Source organism: Polaribacter sp. WD7 (assembly GCF_003335085.1).
In the GTDB taxonomy this organism is placed as follows: domain Bacteria; phylum Bacteroidota; class Bacteroidia; order Flavobacteriales; family Flavobacteriaceae; genus Polaribacter.
Genome location: NZ_QPEJ01000015.1, coordinates 148,122 through 168,424 on the forward strand (window position 1 = coordinate 148,122; position 20,303 = coordinate 168,424).

The window sequence follows — 20,303 nt, forward strand, 5'->3', positions numbered from 1 at the left end:
ATTTAAGCTCTAATTATAACTTCATCAAGACTACCTCCATCACAAGTCCAGTCAGTGCAACCTTTTAATCTTCTTTCACCTGTTCGTGTATTCACAAGATAAGTGCATTCTCTTACACATCTTTCAACATCAATGCTTGTTTCTTGGTTTCTCAGAATATTTGCCGTTTTGTTTGTATTAGATATATTAGTAAAACTCATAAATGCAAATGTTACAAGAGTCAACATCGAAAAAAATAATTTCTTCATTTTTAAAAATTTAATATTTAAAATTTAAGTTAGTACAGGACATAAAAATCCATATAAACATCCAAGAAAAATCTTGGTAAAAGTTCAATAAATTTTAAAAAAGAAGGTGCGCAATTTTTTATAAGCCTTCTTCTTTTCGCTAGCAAGTTTTTAAGAAAGGGCAATTACTTCTTTCCTGAAAACGAAATAAATGTAAAAAAAAAAAGAATCCGAAAAGAAAAACCTCACTTTTATTTAAAAAATGACTATATACGCAGACAAAACTTAGAAAAGTTCTATAATATTTTTAAAATTATTTAGTTATTGGAGACTGTATATTGCCCACTCTGCAAATTAACCTTCCATTTTCATAGACAATTCTAGCCAACGCTCTTCTTTCTGCTCTAAAGCAACAATAATGTTTTGTAATTCTTCTGATTTTTTTGCAATATCATCAGGAGCAATCTCTACGTTTAAAAACTGTTTTTCTATTCTTGATTTTTGATTTTGTAGTCGTTCAATTTCATCCTCTAGAGCTCCAAACTCTCTCTTTTCATTATAACTTAAGGTGTTTTTAGTGGTGTTCTTTTGGGTTTTTTCTACTTTTGATTCAACAATTGTTTCTTTTTCATAGGGATTAGAATTGTCGTAGCTTCTAAAATCAGAATAATTACCAGGAAAATTTTCTACAACTCCATCACCTCTAAAAACAAATAAAGCATCAACAATTTTATCCATAAAATAACGATCGTGTGAAACTACAATTAAATTTCCAGGATAATCTAATAAAAAGTTTTCTAGGACATTTAAAGTAACAACATCTAAATCGTTGGTAGGCTCATCTAAAATTAAAAAATTTGGGTTTTGAATTAAGACGGCACACAAATACAAACGTTTTTGTTCTCCTCCAGATAATTTTTCTACAAAATCGTATTGTTTTTTTTTATCAAATAAAAATCGTTCTAGTAATTGCGCTGCAGAAATTCTTCTACCTTTTGTTAGTGGTATTTCTTCTCCAAACTCTTTTACAACTTCAATTACTTTTTGGCCTTCTTTTATATTAATTCCTTTTTGGGTATAGTAGCCAAATTTTACGGTTTCACCCACAACAACTTTTCCTGCGTCTAAAGGAATTTGTTGGGTAATAATATTTAAAAAAGAAGATTTTCCTGTTCCGTTTTTTCCAATAATACCTATGCGTTCTCCTCGTTTAAAAACATAATCAAAACCATCAAGTATTTTTTTGTCATCAAAAGACTTATACAATTTATGTAGTTCTAGAATTTTACTTCCTAAACGTTCCATATTAATTTCTAATTGTACTTGGTGGTCTTGTCTTCGTTGATGTGCTTTTTTCTTGATTTCAAAAAAATCATCAATTCTAGATTTCGATTTTGTGGTTCTTGCCTTGGGTTGTCTTCGCATCCAATCCAATTCTTTTTTAAATAAGCTTTTTGCTTTACCTAAATTGGTGGCTTCCAAAGCCAAACGCTCTTCTTTATTTTGTAAATAATAAGAGTAATTACCTTTGTATTTGTAAATTTTTCCTTGATCTAATTCTAAGATTTCATTACACACTCGCTCTAAAAAATATCGATCATGAGTTACCATAAACAAGGTAATTTTTTCTTTAGCAAAAAAAGCTTCTAACCATTCAATCATTTCTAAATCTAAATGATTGGTAGGTTCATCTAAAATTAACAAATCTGGCTTGTTAATTAAAACAATAGCCAAAGACAATCTTTTGCGCTGACCACCGGACAATTTGCCTACTTTTAAAGTTAAATTATCTAGTTTTAATTTGGATAATATTTGACGATATTGGGTTTCAAAATCCCATGCATTGTATTGCTCCATTTGCTCAAAAGCAAGTTGATAGGCTTCTGTGTTCTCTGGGTTTTCTAACGCTTTTTCATATTGATTAACGATAGATAAAATTTTATTATCTGTAGCAAAAATGGTTTCTTCTATGGTTAAATTGGTGTCTAAATTGTCTTTTTGGGCTAAATATGCAATAGAAATACCTTTTCTACTAACTATTTGTCCGTTATCAGGGGTGTCTAAACCCGCAATAATATTTAAAATTGATGTTTTTCCACTACCATTTTTAGCAACAAAGGCAATTTTTTGGTCTTTATTAATTCCAAAAGAAATGTCTTCAAATAAAACACGTTCTCCATAAGATTTAGAAATACGCTCTACAGTTAAATAATTCACAGAAATAAAATTTGGAGACAAAGAAACAAAAAACCCAAGTAGAAACTTGGGTTTTTGAAATCATTTAACTTTTTAGGAGGGTTTTTTGGGGGACTTTATTAAATGACGTTATGCTGTTGTAAAGATAGTGTAGTGTTAGGTACTTGTCAATCCCTGAAAATGGGGGAATTTTTTTATCACCGAAAACCGTGAGAGACATACCAGAAAACCGTTAGTATTAATAGATACTAAATTTTTAGAATCTTTTTATTAATAGTATATTGCGTCATAATAAGAACTAAAACTTAGACATGAAAATAATAGTGCCAATGGCAGGAATTGGGTCTCGCTTAAGACCTCATACCTTAACCATACCAAAACCTTTAACAGTAATTGCAGGAAAACCAATTGTGCAACGTTTAGTAGAAGACATCAGTTCTGTTGTAGATCAAAAGATTGAAGAGATTGCATTTATTATTGGTCCTGCTGCTAAAGGTTTTCCTTCTGATACTTCAGATAAATTGATAAAGATCGCAGAAAAATTAGGAGCTAAAGGTTCGGTTTATGTTCAAGAAGAAGCATTAGGAACAGCTCATGCTATTTTTTGTGCAAAAGAGTCTTTGAGTGGACCATGTGTAGTTGCTTTTGCAGATACCTTATTTAAGGCAGATTTTAAGTTAGATGCTAATGCAGACGGTGCAATTTGGGTAAAACAAGTGGACGATCCTAGTGCTTTTGGGGTTGTAAAATTAAAAGATGGTTACATTACAGATTTTGTAGAAAAACCAAAAGATTTTGTATCAGATTTAGCAATTATAGGTATTTATTATTTTAAAGATGGTGAGAAAGTTCGTGAAGAAATTCAACATTTAATAGATAATGATTTAAGAGAAAATGGAGAGTACCAATTAACTAATGTTTTAGAATCTTTGAAACAACAAGGAGCGAAATTTATTCCAGGAAAGGTGAATGCTTGGATGGATTGCGGTAAAAAAGACCCTACTGTAGATACCAATAAACAAGTTTTGGGATTTGAAGCGGCTGTGGGTAATAACTTAGTAGCGAGTAATGTAGTTTTAAATAATTCTGAAATAATACAACCTTGTTTTATTGGAGAAAACGTAGTTTTTAATGATAGTAAAATAGGACCATATGTTTCTATTGGTGCAAATAGTGTTGTTCATAATTCTACAATAAAAAATTCTCTAATTCAAACCAACGTAGAAATCTCTAACGCTACTCTAGATAATGCAATGATTGGTAATCATGCAAAATATAATGCAAAATATACTTCTGTAAGTATTGGTGATTATACTGAATTAACCTAACGTATGTTTAGCATAATAAAACAAGAAAACAACCAAAAAAGACAAGTAAAGTATTCTAAATTGTCTCTTTTGGTTTTGTTATTTATGCTAACCACTATTCAATTTTTTGGACAAGATAGTATTCCTGCTGCAAAAGATTTAACAGAAGAAAAAGAATTACAATTTCAACAGTTTTTCTTTAAAGCTTTGTCAGAAAAATCAATAGGAAATCATCAGAAAGCAATAGAGAATTTAGAAAGTTGTAATCAAATTTTAGAAAATGATGCTACTGTATTTTTTGAATTCTCTAAAAACTATTTTGAGCTTCATAAAATGTTGCTTGCTAAAGAATATATAAACAGAGCTTTACAAAAAGAACCTAAAAATGTTTGGATGTTAAAGCATTTGATTAAAATTCAAATAAAAAAAAGAGAATACAAAGAAGCTATAACCAATCAACAAAAATTGATTGAAAAAAATATTGAAGAAAAAGAGTTTCTAATACAATTGTATTTGTATGATAGCGATTACGATAAAGCAATTTTATTGATGGATGAAATGGAGTCTAAAAATGCGTTGTCTTCAAATCTAAAAAAGCTCAAAACTAATTTAGAAAATCGAAGAGAAAAAAAGGTAGTAAAAAAGAATACGTTACTTGATTCTACATCTTTAAAAGAACAGTTTAAATCTAATAAAACCTATGTTGTTTTAAAGCAGATTTTAGATGCTTCTATAAACAATAAAGAAGAGCTACTAAGATATTCTGCAGAAGGTATCGCACTTTTTCCTGCACAACCTTATGTATATTTGGTACAAGCGAAAGCCTTAAATGGTCAAAAAAATTATCAAAAAGCATTGTTAGTACTAAAGAGTGGTATCGATTTTGTTATTGAAGACGATATGGAAGCCAGTTTTTACAAAGAAATGGCAATATCTTACAAAGGTTTGGGTAAATTGGAAGAGGAAAAAAAATTCTTAGAAAAGTCAAAAAAAGTAAAAAGCTAAATGAAATTTATAAAATATTTTCTTGTTTTTACATTGATATTTACATCTTGTAAATCAAAAAAAAATGTTACCGATGTTAAAGAAATAGTCAGAAATATGTCTGCTAAAAAAGTAGCTAGAAAACATGTTGCCGCTAATTTTGATAAAAAATCTGTAAATGCGAAGTTAAAAGCAAATTTTAATAACGGAAAAGTAAAACAAAGTATTTCTGTGAGTTTACGAATGAAAAAAGATGAGGTTATTTGGTTAAAAGGGACTAAGTTTATTACTGTTTTTAAAGCTAAAATAACGCCAACATCAGTTAGCTATTATTCACCATTTGCAAAGAATTATTTTGAAGGAGATTTTAACATGTTAAAAAAAATCCTAGGAGTAGATATTAATTTTGAACAACTTCAAAATCTATTACTGGGTCAATCTGTATTAAATGTCAAAGAACAAAAACAAAATGTTATTATTAAAGACAATTCTTATATTTTGTCTCCAGAAATACAAGCACATATATTTGCTATTTTCTTTGCTGTAAATCCTACACACTTTAAATTAGACAATCAATCTATAGTAAACCCTTTAAAGAATCAGCGATTAGATGTTACTTATCCTTCTTATAGTTTGATAGATAATGTTCTTTTTCCTGCTACAATCAAAATCAAAGCAAAACAAGCTAATAGGTTTACAAATGTAAATTTTTTTCTAAAATCTGTAGCGTTTGATACTGATTTTGAAACCCCTTTTACAATACCTAATGGATATAAAGAGTTAAAGTTATAGTGATTCAAAAATATTTTTACATATCGGTTGCATTTGTATTTATCTGTATTTTTTCTATATCTGCTCAGACTAGAAAACAGTTAGAAGCACAGCGTAAAAAACTGAATTTAGAAATGAAGCAAGTAAACAACTTGTTGTTTAAAGAACAGAAAAAAGAAAAAAATGCATTAGAGGATTTAAAAGATATCAACAAAAAAATAGATTTAAGAGAAAAACTTATTGCAACCATTAATTCTGAAGCCACAATTTTATCTAAAGAAATTACTAAAAACGAATCTGAAATACAACAGCTTAATAAAAAATTAGCCGATTTAAAAAAAGATTATGCTGATATGATTTTTAAATCATACAAAAGTAAATCGCAACAAAGTAGGTTTATGTTTTTATTGTCTTCTAAAAATTTCTACCAAGCTTATAAGCGTTTAGAGTACATGAAACAGTACACTAGGTTTAGAAAAAAACAGGGTGAAGAAATTACGATTCAGTCAAAAATTATCCAAAAATTAAATGATTCTTTAGCGTATCAAAAAAGAGTAAAAGACACTTTAATTCTATCCGAAAAAGAACAGAAAGAGCAGATAGAAACAGATAAGAAGAAGCAAGAGAATCTAATATCTACCATAAAGAAGCGAGAAAGTAAATACAAAAGAGATCTTCAGAAAAAGATTAAAGAAGAGAAAAAAATTACTGCAAGAATAGATAAACTTATTAGAGAAGAAATTGCTAGAGCCAATAGAATTGCAAAAGAAAAATTAAAATCTAAGGGAAATACAGTTAAAAAAAATGAGTTTTTACTAAGTCCAGAAGCCAAAGCTTTGGCAGCAAAATTTGAATTGAATAGAGGAAAACTGCCTTGGCCTGTAGATGAAGGTTTAATTGTAAGACGTTTTGGCAATCAACCCCATCCAACTTTTCCAGGAATAACTGTAAACGGAACAGGTTTGCATATTGTAACTAAAACAGGCAATAGTGCTAAAGCTATTTTTAACGGAAAAGTTTTGAATGTCTTGGTGAACTCAGAAGGAAGAAGAAATGTATTAATACAGCATGGTAATTATATTTCTTCATATAATAACCTTGAGAAATCCTTTGTAAAGAAAGGAGATGCTGTAGAGACAGGGCAAGAATTAGGGCAAATTTTTACGGATAAAGTCTCTAAAAAAACGAAATTAATATTTGTTCTATTTAAAAATACCACACGTTTAAATCCATCTTCTTGGATTTTGAAAAGATAAAATTTTTTAAAGTATCATTTGTGTTAATTGTAGTATCATATGCATTAAAAGATTACTTTCATCTTCTTTAGCTTTGTAATGAGGTTAAGAAAATCTTGACCATGTAATGAATAAAAATTTTTACAAATGGAAAATTTGAATAGAAAGAAAGTTGCAATTTTAGCAACAAATGGTTTTGAAGAAAGCGAATTAAGAGAACCTAAAAGAGCATTAGAAGAAGCAGGCGCAGATGTTGATATTATATCTTTACAACCTGGAGAAATCAAGTCTTGGGCAGATGGAGACTGGGGAAAAAAATATCAGGTAGACAAAACTTTAAATGAAGTTACTCAAGATGATTACAATGCATTGGTTCTACCGGGAGGAGTTATAAATCCTGATTTGTTGAGAAGAGAAGAAAAAGCGATAGATTTTGTGCGTTCATTTTTTGATCATCATAAACCAGTAGCGGCTATTTGTCATGCACCATGGTTGTTAGCAGAAGCAGGTGTGTTAAAAGGAAGAGAAGTTACCTCATTTAGCTCAATTAAAACAGACATTATAAATGCAGGAGCAAATTGGAGAGATGAAGAAGTAGTTGTAGATTCAGGTCTTGTAACAAGTAGAAAGCCAGATGATTTACCAGCATTTAACTCAAAATTGGTAGAAGAGGTTTACGAAGGGAAACATGAAGAACAAACTGTCTAATATTATAGCTATTAGAAGTATCAATAAAAAAAGTGTGGGTTTACCCACACTTTTTTTATTGATACTTAATCATTTTTTGAAGAATCATTGAATTGGGTAAACTGATATGTTTACCCTCTTTTGTTTTTAGTGTTATAAAAAAAGCTCCAATATCTTTTATTTCTCCAATAATATCGTTGTCTTTTTCCATAATAGTTATCGTGTCTCCAATCTTTACAGGGTAATTTATAAAAAGTATAATACCAGCAGTAATATTAGAAAGAATAGACCATTGTGCAAAAAAAGCAATACCTAAAACGGTTAAAAAAGAGGAGATAAATAATAGCAATTGTTCTTCGCTAACCCCCCAAATAAAAGCAATTATAATAAATGAAGTAACGTAAATGACTACGCTTATAACTTTATTGGTAACAATTATTCTAGATTTTTGAAAGCCAAATTTTGCTTGTATTTTTCGTAAAGAGTTTGTAATCAACAAACGCAAAAGAATAGCAACAACAAAAATTGCTACAGAAAGTATTAATTTGTGATTGTCTAAAAACATAATATTTAATTTAACTAAATAGAGCCTTTAACTCAGTGGCTTCATCAGGATTTAATTTATTAGCCAATACTAAACTGAGTTGTTTTCTGCGCAAGGCACTATCAAAGCGCTCTTTTTCTAACTTAGTTTTGGGAATAATTTGAGGAATAACAACTGGCTTTCCTGTTTCATCAACTGCTACAAAAGTATAAATACCCTCATTAACTTTGGTTTTAGAAAGCGATTGTCTGTCTTCTATCCAAACATCAACATAAATTTCCATAGAGGTTGTAAACGCTCTAGAAACTTTTGCTTCAATAGTAACTACACTTCCTACCGGTACAGATTTATTAAAAGCAACATGGTTTACAGAGGCTGTTACTACAATTCTTCTAGAATGTCTTCTAGCAGCTATACTGCATGCTCTATCCATTCTTGCCAAAAGTTCACCACCAAAAAGATTGTCTAAGTAATTAGTTTCACCAGGTAAAACAAGGTCTGTGAGAATCGTTAAAGATTCTGAAGGTGTTTTTGCTTCCATCAAATATTTTCTGCAAAGATAAGTATCACTTATGTAAAAGTGAAGTTAAAATATTTGAAAAGAAAAAGTATATTTTAAAATTACTTAATTAACAACCAAGCGTCTTTAGAAACTGTATCTTGAATTTTATACAATTCATTTGTAGCTTTATATCTGTTACTGTAACTGTTAAAACTTACTTGAGTTAAACCCCATTTATTGGTGCCAATAATTTTTGAGTCGTACCCTTTAGCTTTTAATTCTTTAACCTTTTTTTCTGCATTTTCTACATATTGAAAAGCACCAGCAACTACATGAAAAGGTTTAGAAATTTCTTTAGAAACATTTAATTCTAAAGTTGGTAAAGGATTAGAGATAACAAAAGTTGCAGTCTGAATTTTTTTTTCTAAAGCTTTTTGTTGATTTGCAAAATGTTGTTCCTCTTGATAGTTGTCATAACCATTATAACTAACGAAACCTAAAGTTAGTAAAATAGCAGCTGTAGCAGCGTATTTTATAAATGCAGGCACTCCTTTTTTCTCTTCTTTTTGAAGAATCGGTACTACTAGCTTACTATTGGTTGCTCTAGAAATACTAGAAGATTCAAAAGAAGCAAGACCAAATGAAGCAGTTAAATAGTTATTAGCGGTATTAGGTTCAAAAACCAATTGCTTTTCTTCGTTTAAGGATAACATACCAATATTATCTATATGAATAGAAGAAGATTGTAACTCATTTTTCCACTTTATTACACATAAAGAGATAGCTGTAGCTGCTTTTTCAAAAGAAATATTTTCTGAAGAAGCAATATAATTGGCTAATAAACCATCGTTATGCTTTAAATGGCTATTAAACATTAATTGTTTTGTTGGCGGATAAAAAGAATGGTTTTCTGTATTTATTTTTGCGCCAATTCGATTGGTTATAAAACCTCCAAAATCAGGTACAATTACACAATCGTATCTGTACAATAAATCGTTAATATAGTTAGCTATTGTCATTATAACAAAATTAAAAAAATACTAATAGGATAGCATAAAATTATAAAAAATTTATTCACAAATTTTTAAATATATAAACATGAAAAACAAATGACATCCTAGTGTATTGAAAATCAAACTTAAAACAGATATACGACTTACATTGTTTATTTTTTTAGATTTTTTACAAATATTTGTACATTGTTGTTAATTGTTATGAAATGAAAGAAAAAGAATTACTTGCTGTTTTAAGACTGCAAAAATCTAAAGCTATTGGAGATATTTTAGCTAAAAAACTTATTGCTAATGTAGGTTGTGCAGAAGATGTATTTAATGAGAAACCTGCTTTTTTGCAAAAAATTAACGGTATTGGAGCAAATACATTAAAACATCTTTTTGATAAGAAAAACATACATTTAGCAGAAGAAGAATTAAAATATATTCAAAATAAAAAAATTGAATACACTTATTTTTTAGAAAATGACTATCCAAAACATTTGCAAAATTGTATTGATAGCCCAATATTGATGTTTAAAGATGGAAATTTAGATTTTTCTAACCGAAAGATAATTTCTATCGTTGGCACAAGAAATATAAGTTCTTATGGAAGGACATTTTGTAACCAATTGATTGATGAACTTGCAACTTATGATCCAATAATTGTTAGCGGATTTGCTTATGGTGTAGATATTTGTGCTCACAAAGCAGCAATACAAAACAAATTACAAACCATAGCTGTTTTAGCACATGGATTTGAGCAGATTTACCCTAAAATACACAAGAAATACATACATCAAGTTAACGAAAAAGGAGGTTTTTTAACTGAGTTTTGGAGTAATGAAAACCCATTAAGAGAAAATTTTCTAAAAAGAAATAGAGTAGTAGCGGGTATTTCTGAAGCTACAATAATAATAGAATCTGCATCTAAAGGAGGTTCATTAGTCACCGCAGATATTGCCAATTCTTATAGTAGAGATGTATTTGCTGTTCCTGGTAGAGTTACAGATGTATATAGTAAAGGATGCAACAGTCTTATAAAAAATAACAAGGCACATTTGCTAAGTTCTGCTTCAGATTTGGTTAAAATGCTAAATTGGGATCTTCAAGAAAAATCTACACCAATACAAAAAGAATTATTTGTAGATTTAGATGAAAATGAACAAAAAATCTATGACATTTTAAAAGAACAAGGAGCTTTATTAATAGATATTATTGCACTAAAAAGCAACATCCCTAATTATCAATTATCTTCAATTTTATTGCAAATGGAGTTAAAAGGTGTTCTAAAACCTTTACCAGGAAAGATGTTTGAAATCTTCTAAATATCCCTATTTTTGTGAAAGATCAGTCTGTAAAATGTCAACTAAGCAAAAATTAATTTCAAAAAAAAAACCCACTTTTCCTATTAGCGAAGAGTTAAACACTTTTTTAACAAAGTATAAAAGAAGTACAAAAATTAATATTTTGTATAACGATTTGTTGCGTTTTCAAGGCTCAGTATCTGTCTATGATAAAAATGATATAGATACACTTTGGATAAGAACATACTATTCTGAATGGGATAGAGAAGAAATAGATAATAGTCTAAAAAAGATTTATACCATTTTACATTCTGATGGAAATGACAACACCATTCCGTTTTTAAATGTAGATGCTATTGATTATTGTACGTTTGGAAATTCGAAACCCTTTAGAATAAAAATCAGAAATATTTTAAATGATAATTTCACCTACTTTTACGTAAAAAAAGCTGATGCTTCTCGTGTTTATGGTTTAGAATTAGAACATATTTTGTCTCCTTATACCATCAATTATCTAGTTTATAAAGACACTTTAATAGAAGAGCATATCTCTGGAATTCCAGGAGACGATTTTATTAAAAATATTTTACCAAACTGCTCTAGTACAGAAAAATCTCAAATTGCAAAGGAGTTTGTGAAATTTAAAGAAAGATGTATGATTCGGCTTTTGGGAGACATGAGGTCTTACAATTATGTTATTACTCCGATTCATGATTTTGACCAGATTATTTATAAAATAAGAGCTATAGATTTTGATCAGCAATCTTTTGAAGGTAGCCTTAAAGTATACAATCTTCAGTTTATGAAAGAGAACTTTAATATGGTAGAGATGGTGGGCAGAAAGTTGCAAAACAGCTCTATAGAGCAATATAAGATTGAAGAACGTTCTTTTATTGCCAAAAGGATGATCACTCTACCTAACAGGACAGAGAGGCTGATTAATTGTATGAAGAAAGACAATATTTCTTTTCATAAAAATGTAGAGCAACTTAAAAAAGACTTAATTGCCTATGTGGGTGATGTAGCGTTTAAAAAGTGTGAAAATATGGGAGAGATTTTAGAAACAATTCTTGCTTTTGTAAAGCGCAACTATTTAGATATCAGTAATAAAGAATTGTTTTAACAGCCATCTAAATTATTTTTATTTTGTTTGTTTTGATGATTTCTTACTTCTAATACTTTCTATGACAACAGTAAGCAAAATTAAACTACCACCTATATATGTGTTTTTGTTCGGAATTTCATTGATAAAAATATAAGCAATGATAATTCCAAAAATTGGCTGAATACTACCTATAATACTAGCCGTAGAAACGGAGAAGTTTTGCAGCGAGTTAACCAGCATTGTATGCCCAATAGCAGTAGTTAACAAAGCAACAAGTAGTAAAAATGGGAACTGACTGTTAAAATTAGAAATATCACTAAAAAAGAGAACAGGCAATAATAAAACAGAAACAATAATTAATTGAAAAAGCATAATTGCACTACTATTATAATTTGTAACACTTTTTTTGGTAATTAAATTTCTTAGAGAATAGCACAAGGCAGAAAAAACACCCAATAGAATCCCTTTTGCTTCATCATTTTCTATAGAAAAATTGGGTACTAAAAAGTAAACGCCTAATAAAACTAAAAGTGCTAAGAGTACATGTACTCCATTTAACTTTTGTTTTGAAAAAAAGGGTTCTAGTAGAGCCGTCATTACAGGAAAAGTAAACATAGATAACATTCCAATAGCAACGTTAGAAAGTTTAAGAGCATAAAAATAGGTTACCCAATGCGCGCCCATAAAAAAACCGCCAATTAAAAACGAGAGTTTATCTTTTTTAGAGTGTATAGATAAATCAATCTTTTTTATTCTACAAAACAGATAAATAAATGCAGCTGCAAATAACGCTCTAAATAAAATAATAGCTTCTGGAGGCATTGCAATGTATTTACCTAAAACACCAGATGTGCTTATAAAAAGCGTAGCTAAAAGTAGAAATGCTAAGTTTTTGGTGTGGTTATTTTGCATTTTAAAATTTTGACAAAAGTAATCAAAAATGAAGCCCCAAAGCGGAATAATTAAGAGAATAAAATAAGAAAAGGTAGCTAACTATTTAGTTGAGCTACCTTATTAAGAGTATTAATTTGATTTTAAAACTGTTTTTGTAAAGCTACCTTCCAAACCGTGTTGGAAGCTCTAGATTTTGTGGTTCCGTAAGTTCCTGGGTGAGAATCAAAAGCTTCAATTCCTCCAAAAATATAACCTATTTCAACTGTTTTATCTTTGCCAGAAAAAGTAGAGCTAACATCTAAAATATCTGGAGATACTTGAGTACTTGTATATGATGAAGCAGGAAAGAAAATTGCTTCTGCACCATGATAAGGTTTAGTGTTTGTACTAGATTCTCTAAAAATATTTTGACTAAAAACACTATTTGTGCTTTTTAATGGGCTACTATCAACTGGCAATTGAATATGTAAACCAGTATTTGTAAAACCAGACAAACGTACTTCTTTACTTGTGTTGCCATCTCCAATTCCGCCCAATAAAAAGGTATGTAAAATTTTTGTAGAATCGTCATATGCTACTACACTCGGACAAGAATAAACATTGTAGTTTTTTTGATTGTATGTTGAGTCATAAGTATACAGTTTATTATTGTTGTTTGCCCAATTTGGATGAATGTAAATTGCATCATTCCACGCTTCTAAATCCTCTCCAGGTTTAAAAACACCAGCGTAAAAGGCAATACTTTCTTCTAATCTTTGTTCTAAAGAGTTAAAGTACAAAGATGGGGTAATGGGGCCGTCTCTTCTTCTAAAAATAGAGTTGTTGTCAGAAGAAGTTCCGTTAGGATCGCTTACATCTGAGATAGATGAATTTAAGCTAATAGATAGAGCATGTTTTATAGTATCTTTATTAATTAGCTTAGGTCCTATACCAAATGGATATACAGCATCTAAGTATTTTTGACCGTTAGAAAAATTAGGAGCAGATTTACCAAAGTTATGACCTCCAGCCAAGTAAAAAGTTCCTGCACTAGTTGTGTTTCCGCCAATATAATGTAGTTCTCCACCTGTACTTACTAAGTCTTTGTTTTGAGCAAAAGCAAATAATTTATCACTATTTACTTTGGCATAATCTTTTCTTATAAGGTTGATAAGTGACGGAATGTGAATTTTTGCAATATGATTGTAAGTAATGTAACCATTGCTAGGGTTGTTAAAATCTAAAGGGCCATAACCACCAATAACAAATAAATAGTCTCCTACTTGTTTTACAAGCGGATTCGTATTTTTAAAAACAGTTTTATATTTAGCTAAAGTATCTAAATTGTATTCAGGATATTTCTCTATGACTACTCCAATCATTTCATCAATAGAAATACTTCCAATACTATCTTTTGCAGGATTGTAAACATAAATGTTTTCATTATAAGAAGGCGGAGGAAAGGATTCTTCAGAATAATCACTTTTTTTTGTCATGTCATGAAGTCCTCCGTTATCATCTTTTTGATTAGTTCTTCCAGAAAATAATAACCATTTTCCTTTATAAACTCCGTGAGCAAAAGATTGTAAAGTAGGTGCATTACTATTGTTTGTAGAGTCTACTAAAATTGTATATTCAGGTATTAGAATTACTTTTTTGCCTTTATGGCAAGCCAAAAATAAACACAATAAAATACTGATAGATAGGCAGTAAATAATATTTTTTTTCATAATAAATAAGTTTGGTTAGTAAACTAAGGTTATTACAAAAGTATAAATTTATAAACCAGTTTTGCTTATGTTTTATAAAAACAGGGATATCTACCTACTTTGTCCACTCTAGCGTTTCTATTAAATGTAAAATATCTTTTTTAAGATAAGAAATAGCTGGTAAAATAGAATCGTAATTGGGTTTTGCGTAAAAGTACAAACTTCCTTTTATAAAATGTGAAGTACTATCTGTCAGATGAAATTGAAGCTGAGAAGCGGCATTACCTGTAATTTCATAGAGGCTTCCAAAAACTCTTTTGTCAGGATTCACGAAATCTTTAGGTATAATTTGTTCTGCTTTAACAGTGTGTTTAAAAACCAATTTTTCTGCTTCGGTTAGTAATTCTTTCAAGTTATTTTCTACAGGTCTGTAGGTTATATCTATAGAGGCTTTTAAATTAGGATACTTAATTTTTAACCAATTATTAGTGTCCTTTATAACTTTAGCATTAGATGCAATTTCAAAAAAATAAGGTCTTTCTATACTTAGTTTTTGATACGATTTTTTAGGATATTCTAAACTTAAATATCCTTTAGGTTTTGGTAAAATAGCATCGTTACAACCTAAAATTATTGTCAAAAAAAAGAGTATGTAAAGATTACGCATTTCTAGTGGCTTTTACTTGTTTTATACGTTTTTTGTCTAAAGCTTCAATAGTAAACGTATAATTCTTGAAGTTTATTTTCTCTCCTTTTTTGGGAAACTTCCCAGAAATTTCTAGTAAAAAACCAGCTAAAGTTTCGCTTTCTCCTTTTTCTTTTTCAAAAATATCTTCATCCTCATCATCTAAAACTCTGCAAAAATCTTTTATTGTGGTTTTACCATCAAAGATATAGTTGTTAATATCAATTTTAGAATAAGACAAATCATCATCATCAAATTCGTCATTAATATCTCCAACAATCTCTTCAATAACATCTTCTAAAGTAACCAAACCACTTGTACCCCCGTACTCATCTACCACAATAGCCAAATGGTTTTTTTTCTCTCTAAAATCGCCCAGTAAGTCATCTAGCTTTTTGTTTTCAGGCACAAAAAAGGGTTCACGTATTAGGTTTTGCCATTTTAACGCTTTTTTATTTAGATGAGCAAGTAAATCTTTAGCGTATAAAACACCAATAATATTGTCTATATTGTCTTTGTAAACAGGGTTTCTTGAGTATCCGTTTTCAAGAATTTTTTGAAGAACTGTTTCGTAGGTCTCTTCATCAGAAAGTGCAAAAATATCAATACGCGGTTTCATGATTTGAACCGTTTCTGTGTTTCCAAAACTAACAATTCCTTCTAATATTTTTTGTTCGTCTTTTGTTGTTGCGCCTTCAGAGGTAAGCTCTAATGCTTGAGATAAAGTTTCTACGGAAAAATTAGAATTTTTATTACCCAATCTGTTTTCTATCCACTTGGTTATTGTAATTAGAGGTAAACTAAAAGGGGTAAGTAAAATGTTAATACTATGTATAAATTTAGACATGGTTTTAGAAAAACGCAATGCGTTTCTAGAAGCATAAACTTTAGGTAAAACCTCTCCAAATAATAAAATTAAAAAGGTAACCAAAACAATTTCTATCAGAAATCTAACAGAAGTACTAAAGAAGTAAAAGTTAAAATGATAATCAAAATCACTGAATAAAGTATCTGATAATGATGCAAATAACAGTACAATTAAAATATTGATAAAATTATTAGTAATAAGTATTGTAGCTAGTAATTTTCTAGGTTTATCTAATAATTGAACAACAACATTCTCTTCTTTTCCGTTGTTGGAGAGTTCATTTAAATCTGTCTGAGAGAGTGAGAAAAATGCAACTTCTGCTCCAGATACTAATGCAGAACTTATAAGTAAAAAAATAAGCGCAATAAGGTTAAGACTTGTTAAAAAATCTATGTTGGCTAAGAAAATAAATAAAGGTTCAGGATCTGGATCCAAGCTGAATAATTTAGATTATTTAAAAAGGTAAATCATCATTTTCTTCTGTTGCATTAGGTTTAGATTCTGCAACAGGAGGTTGTTTTTGCTGAGGTATATTAGAACTTTCAGCATTCTTTTTGGTACTTAACATTGTCATTTCTAAAACTTGAACTTCAGTAGCATAGCGTTTTACACCATCTTGTTCCCATTGACGGTTTTTTAACTTTCCTTCTACATAAACTTTATCTCCTTTGGTCAAGTACTTTTCACATACTTTAGCCAAACCATTTCGTACCACAATATTATGCCAATCTGTGTTGGTTATTTTTTCTCCCGTTTGCTTGTTTGTGTAACTTTCACTTGTAGCAATAGGAAAACGACCAACACAATTTTGATCATCAAAATAATGCATTTTCACATCATCACCTAAGTTACCTATTAAAATTACTTTATTTATTGTTCCTGCCATAATTTGTGATACAATTTTTAACTTATCAATTCAAAAAACAGAAGAACTGATGTTTAGAATATCTATATCAAAAGTAATAAAAATATCGATTACTTTTTAAGAGAGATACAAATTCAAAAAATTAGCAATAAGTACAGGAACAGGATATTTTTCTACCCTAGACCATTGCGTATTTGCGGCTTTTAATCTTTTTATTTCTACAATCCAAAATTGTGTGTATAAATGTTGATGAGATAATTTGTGTACAATTTCTTTTTTATTGAATAATGAAACTGTAGTTTCTTCTGGAAATAAATTTTGAAACTCTTGAGTTGCCGCCAAATCATTCATGTCAATAATTTTATTACTCTCAATTAGCGGAAATTGATATAAACCTTGCCATATTCCTTTCCCTTTTCGTTCAGATAAAATGGTTTTATTATCATCTGTTTTTATCACAATATAATTAAAGTATCTCTTTTTTATTTTGATTTTTTTCTCCTTTACAGGCAGTTTTTCAACTGTATTTTTTTGTAAAGCAACGCAACTATCCGCAAGCGGACAAAACATACACAAAGGATTTTTAGGTTTGCATTGTATTGCACCAAACTCCATTATAGCCTGATTGTAGTTTGCAGGATCCTTTTTGTGTAGTAGAGAATCTGCCAATGTTTTAAACGCTTTAATTCCTGCGGATGAATTAATTGGAGTATCAATACCAAAATAGCGAGATAAAACACGGTATACATTTCCGTCTACAACCGCTTTTGGTTCATCAAAACTAAAAGATGCTATTGCAGCAGCTGTATAATCCCCTATGCCTTTTAGTTTAATAATTTCTGTATACGTTGTTGGAAACACTCCATTTAACTCATTTGCAATATATTTGGCAGTAAAATGTAAGTTTCTTGCACGAGAGTAATACCCTAAACCTTGCCACATTTTTAAAACGGTACTTTCATCAGCTTTAGCAAGGTCAAAAACAGTCGGAAAAGTGGTGGTAAATTTCAAATAATAAGACAAACCTTGAGCAACTCTTGTTTGTTGTAGCATGATTTCGCTTAACCAAATAAAATAAGGGTTCTTAGTTTTGCGCCAAGGCAATTCTCTTTTGTTTTGTAAATACCAGTTTATGAGAGTGTTAGAAAAAGTCATTATTAAAAAATAGAATTGCGAAATTACGTTATAAAATTCATATAATTTTACTCTTTATTATTTTTGGAATTGATTAATTATCATATATTTGCATCCGCATTTTTGAAATTAAATAATAAAAATATAGACATGACGAAAGCAGATATCGTATCAAAAATTTCAGACAAATCAGGAATTGAAAAAACAGATGTTTTGGCAACTGTTGAAGCATTTATGGCTGAGGTTAAAGATGCATTAGAAAATGGTGATAACGTTTATTTAAGAGGTTTTGGTAGTTTTATTATCAAAACAAGAGCAGAAAAGACAGGTAGAAATATTTCTAAAAATACTACTATTAAAATTCCTGCTCACAACATTCCAGCTTTTAAACCAGCAAAAACTTTTACAGAAGGAGTAAAAAGTAAAGTAGCGGTTAAGTAATAAAAACATTAATCTAAACCTTAAAAGGTTTACAAAACAACGGAACATTATGCCAAGTGGTAAAAAAAGAAAGAGAGCTAAGATCTCTACACACAAAAGAAAGAAAAGAGCTAGAGCAAATAGACACAAGAAAAAGTAAGCAATCGCTTACTTTTTCGTTTATAGTTTAGCGAAAACAAAAAAGTTCATTGACATAGAGGTTAAACTAACCTCGTACGGTATTATAAATACCTGACAATAATAATCCATCTGCACAATACAGTGCAGTGTTAAAACCATTTTCAGCATGAAAACAGAATTAATAATTCGTTCAAATTCATCTGATATTGATTTTGCCTTATTAAGAGATGGAAAACTTATTGAATTAAATAATGAAACAACCGATAATAAATTTTCTGTTGGCGATATTTTTTTAGCCAAAATAGGAAAAGTGTTAACGGGTTTAAATGCATCCTTTGTAAATGTAGGCTATGAAAAAGATGGCTTTTTACATTATCATGATTTAGGGGCGCAAGTAAATTCATTAAACAAATTCATTAAGAAAGTAAGCACAGGTAAGTATAAAGAATTCACTTTAAAAAATTTCCAAAAGGAAAACGACATTAACAAAGACGGTAGTATTAATGAAGTACTAAAAACAGGGCAAAACCTATTGGTACAAATTGTAAAAGAACCAATTTCTACAAAAGGACCTAGATTAAGTTCAGAGTTGTCTATAGCAGGTAGATTTTTGGTCTTAGTTCCTTTTTCTAACCGAGTTTCTGTTTCACAAAAAATAGCAGACCCAAAAGAAAAAGAACGTTTAAAAAGATTAGCAAAAAGTATTAAACCTAAAGGTTTTGGAGTTATTTTAAGAACTGTTGCAGAAGGTAAAAAAGTAGCAGAATTAGATAAAGATTTACAAAACTCTTTAGATAGATGGAAAACAATGTGTAAACGTATTGCAAATACAAATACACCAACCAAAATCTTAAGTGAATTAAATAGAGCATCTTCTATTTTAAGAGATGTAATGAACGAATCTTTTACTAACATTGTTACTAATGATGATAGTTTAAAATTAGAGATTAAAGAGTATTTGCAAGAGATTTATCCTGAAAAGGAAAATATTGTAAAATTACACAGATCTCAAGTACCAATTTTTGAAAAATATGGTATAGAAAGACAAATTAAAACATCGTTCGGAAAAACAGTTTCTATGAGTAAGGGTGCTTATTTGGTAATAGAGCACACAGAAGCGTTGCATGTTATAGATGTAAACAGTGGAAACCGTTCTAACAAAGCAGGCTCTCAAGAAGAAACGGCATTAGAAGTAAATTTAATTGCAGCATCCGAGATTGCACGACAGTTACAACTGCGTGACATGGGAGGAATAATTGTAGTAGATTTTATTGATATGCACAAATCTGAAAACAGAAACAAACTGTATCAGCATTTAAAAGAGCAAATGGCTTTGGATAGAACAAAGCACAAAATATTACCTCCAAGTAAATTTGGATTGATACAAATTACAAGACAAAGGGTAAGACCAGAGTTGAGTATAAAAACTACCGAAGACAATCCAAATAAAAATGGACAAGTAGAAGCTCCAATCGTTTTGTTAGACAAAATTGAAGCAGATTTAGAGAAATTTATGTCAAACTCTAAAGAAAATAAAAAGATACAATTACACGTACATCCTTTTATAGCTGCTTATTTAACAAAAGGAGTAAACTCTATACGTTTTAAATGGTATTTAAAACACAAAAAGTGGATTACAATTATACCTCGTGACGCTTACACATACTTATATTATAGATTCAAAGCAGTTAAAAACAGAGCTTAAACTGTAATGTAAAGGCAATAATTTTTTATCAAAAAACCCTGTAACT

At 29.6% G+C, this 20,303-nt stretch carries 20 protein-coding genes; 9 read left to right on the forward strand and 11 right to left on the reverse strand.

The features are described 5' to 3' along the window. Nucleotides 1-2: 2 nt before the first annotated feature. The gene (locus DUT90_RS03220) at nucleotides 3-248 is read right to left on the reverse strand and encodes a hypothetical protein (RefSeq protein WP_114425325.1); all 246 of its coding nucleotides are present in this window, start codon (nucleotides 246-248) and stop codon (nucleotides 3-5) included. A 333-nt stretch (nucleotides 249-581) separates the two neighbouring features. Beyond that, nucleotides 582-2,444, reverse strand: coding sequence for an ABC-F family ATP-binding cassette domain-containing protein (locus tag DUT90_RS03225; RefSeq protein ID WP_114425632.1), 1,863 nt, complete (start codon nucleotides 2,442-2,444; stop codon nucleotides 582-584). 290 nt (nucleotides 2,445-2,734) lie between these two features. Between DUT90_RS03225 and DUT90_RS03230 the strand changes: the two genes are divergently transcribed. The 5 genes from DUT90_RS03230 to DUT90_RS03250 all read left to right on the forward strand — a co-directional run bounded on the left by DUT90_RS03230 (nucleotide 2,735) and on the right by DUT90_RS03250 (nucleotide 7,428). Next, a complete protein-coding gene (locus DUT90_RS03230; RefSeq protein ID WP_114425327.1) occupies nucleotides 2,735-3,751 on the forward strand; it encodes a sugar phosphate nucleotidyltransferase in 1,017 nt (338 codons plus the stop codon). Nucleotides 3,752-3,754: 3 nt separating this feature from the next. Next, a complete protein-coding gene (locus tag DUT90_RS03235; protein WP_114425329.1) occupies nucleotides 3,755-4,735 on the forward strand; it encodes a lipopolysaccharide assembly protein LapB in 981 nt (326 codons plus the stop codon). After that, nucleotides 4,736-5,506 carry a DUF4292 domain-containing protein gene (locus tag DUT90_RS03240; protein WP_114425330.1) on the forward strand — a complete coding sequence of 257 codons (771 nt, stop codon included), beginning with the start codon at nucleotides 4,736-4,738 and terminating at the stop codon, nucleotides 5,504-5,506. 113 nt (nucleotides 5,507-5,619) lie between these two features. Next, nucleotides 5,620-6,741, forward strand: coding sequence for a murein hydrolase activator EnvC (locus DUT90_RS03245; protein WP_114425634.1), 1,122 nt, complete (start codon nucleotides 5,620-5,622; stop codon nucleotides 6,739-6,741). 126 nt (nucleotides 6,742-6,867) lie between these two features. Then, complete coding sequence (locus DUT90_RS03250; protein WP_114425332.1) at nucleotides 6,868-7,428, forward strand: type 1 glutamine amidotransferase domain-containing protein; 561 nt, start codon at nucleotides 6,868-6,870, stop codon at nucleotides 7,426-7,428. A 55-nt stretch (nucleotides 7,429-7,483) separates the two neighbouring features. Here DUT90_RS03250 and DUT90_RS03255 read toward each other — a convergent pair whose 3' ends face one another. From DUT90_RS03255 to DUT90_RS03265, 3 genes are all read right to left on the reverse strand, one after another. Beyond that, nucleotides 7,484-7,972, reverse strand: a complete 489-nt coding sequence (locus tag DUT90_RS03255; RefSeq protein ID WP_114425334.1) for a mechanosensitive ion channel domain-containing protein — start codon at nucleotides 7,970-7,972, stop codon at nucleotides 7,484-7,486. 10 nt (nucleotides 7,973-7,982) lie between these two features. Further along, nucleotides 7,983-8,492, reverse strand: a complete 510-nt coding sequence (locus DUT90_RS03260) for an acyl-CoA thioesterase (RefSeq protein ID WP_114425336.1) — start codon at nucleotides 8,490-8,492, stop codon at nucleotides 7,983-7,985. Nucleotides 8,493-8,572: 80 nt separating this feature from the next. Continuing rightward, the gene (locus tag DUT90_RS03265; RefSeq protein WP_114425338.1) at nucleotides 8,573-9,472 is read right to left on the reverse strand and encodes an SPOR domain-containing protein; all 900 of its coding nucleotides are present in this window, start codon (nucleotides 9,470-9,472) and stop codon (nucleotides 8,573-8,575) included. Between the two features lie 200 nt (nucleotides 9,473-9,672). On the opposite strand from DUT90_RS03265, the gene dprA reads away from it, so the two are divergent. Both dprA and DUT90_RS03275 read left to right on the forward strand, forming a co-directional pair. Then, nucleotides 9,673-10,773 carry a DNA-processing protein DprA gene (dprA, locus tag DUT90_RS03270; RefSeq protein ID WP_114425340.1) on the forward strand — a complete coding sequence of 367 codons (1,101 nt, stop codon included), beginning with the start codon at nucleotides 9,673-9,675 and terminating at the stop codon, nucleotides 10,771-10,773. Nucleotides 10,774-10,807: 34 nt separating this feature from the next. Next, the gene (locus tag DUT90_RS03275) at nucleotides 10,808-11,875 is read left to right on the forward strand and encodes a hypothetical protein (RefSeq protein WP_114425342.1); all 1,068 of its coding nucleotides are present in this window, start codon (nucleotides 10,808-10,810) and stop codon (nucleotides 11,873-11,875) included. Between the two features lie 18 nt (nucleotides 11,876-11,893). Here DUT90_RS03275 and DUT90_RS03280 read toward each other — a convergent pair whose 3' ends face one another. From DUT90_RS03280 to mutY, 6 genes are all read right to left on the reverse strand, one after another. Beyond that, complete coding sequence (locus tag DUT90_RS03280) at nucleotides 11,894-12,769, reverse strand: DMT family transporter (protein ID WP_114425344.1); 876 nt, start codon at nucleotides 12,767-12,769, stop codon at nucleotides 11,894-11,896. Between the two features lie 122 nt (nucleotides 12,770-12,891). Beyond that, nucleotides 12,892-14,460 carry a hypothetical protein gene (locus DUT90_RS03285; RefSeq protein ID WP_114425345.1) on the reverse strand — a complete coding sequence of 523 codons (1,569 nt, stop codon included), beginning with the start codon at nucleotides 14,458-14,460 and terminating at the stop codon, nucleotides 12,892-12,894. A gap of 94 nt (nucleotides 14,461-14,554) precedes the next feature. Next, a complete protein-coding gene (gldD, locus tag DUT90_RS03290) occupies nucleotides 14,555-15,079 on the reverse strand; it encodes a gliding motility lipoprotein GldD (protein ID WP_309477128.1) in 525 nt (174 codons plus the stop codon). Nucleotides 15,080-15,098: 19 nt separating this feature from the next. Continuing rightward, nucleotides 15,099-16,427, reverse strand: coding sequence for a gliding motility-associated protein GldE (locus DUT90_RS03295; RefSeq protein WP_114425349.1), 1,329 nt, complete (start codon nucleotides 16,425-16,427; stop codon nucleotides 15,099-15,101). 19 nt (nucleotides 16,428-16,446) lie between these two features. Then, nucleotides 16,447-16,878 carry a single-stranded DNA-binding protein gene (locus tag DUT90_RS03300; RefSeq protein WP_114425351.1) on the reverse strand — a complete coding sequence of 144 codons (432 nt, stop codon included), beginning with the start codon at nucleotides 16,876-16,878 and terminating at the stop codon, nucleotides 16,447-16,449. A 96-nt stretch (nucleotides 16,879-16,974) separates the two neighbouring features. After that, on the reverse strand, nucleotides 16,975-18,012 hold the full coding sequence (gene mutY / locus DUT90_RS03305; RefSeq protein WP_114425353.1) for an A/G-specific adenine glycosylase: 1,038 nt from the start codon (nucleotides 18,010-18,012) through the stop codon (nucleotides 16,975-16,977). Nucleotides 18,013-18,141: 129 nt separating this feature from the next. Here mutY and DUT90_RS03310 point away from each other — a divergent pair, with 129 nt between their 5' ends. Then, nucleotides 18,142-18,432, forward strand: a complete 291-nt coding sequence (locus DUT90_RS03310) for an HU family DNA-binding protein (RefSeq protein ID WP_114425636.1) — start codon at nucleotides 18,142-18,144, stop codon at nucleotides 18,430-18,432. 286 nt (nucleotides 18,433-18,718) lie between these two features. Continuing rightward, on the forward strand, nucleotides 18,719-20,257 hold the full coding sequence (locus tag DUT90_RS03315) for an Rne/Rng family ribonuclease (RefSeq protein ID WP_114425355.1): 1,539 nt from the start codon (nucleotides 18,719-18,721) through the stop codon (nucleotides 20,255-20,257). Nucleotides 20,258-20,303: the final 46 nt, after the last annotated feature.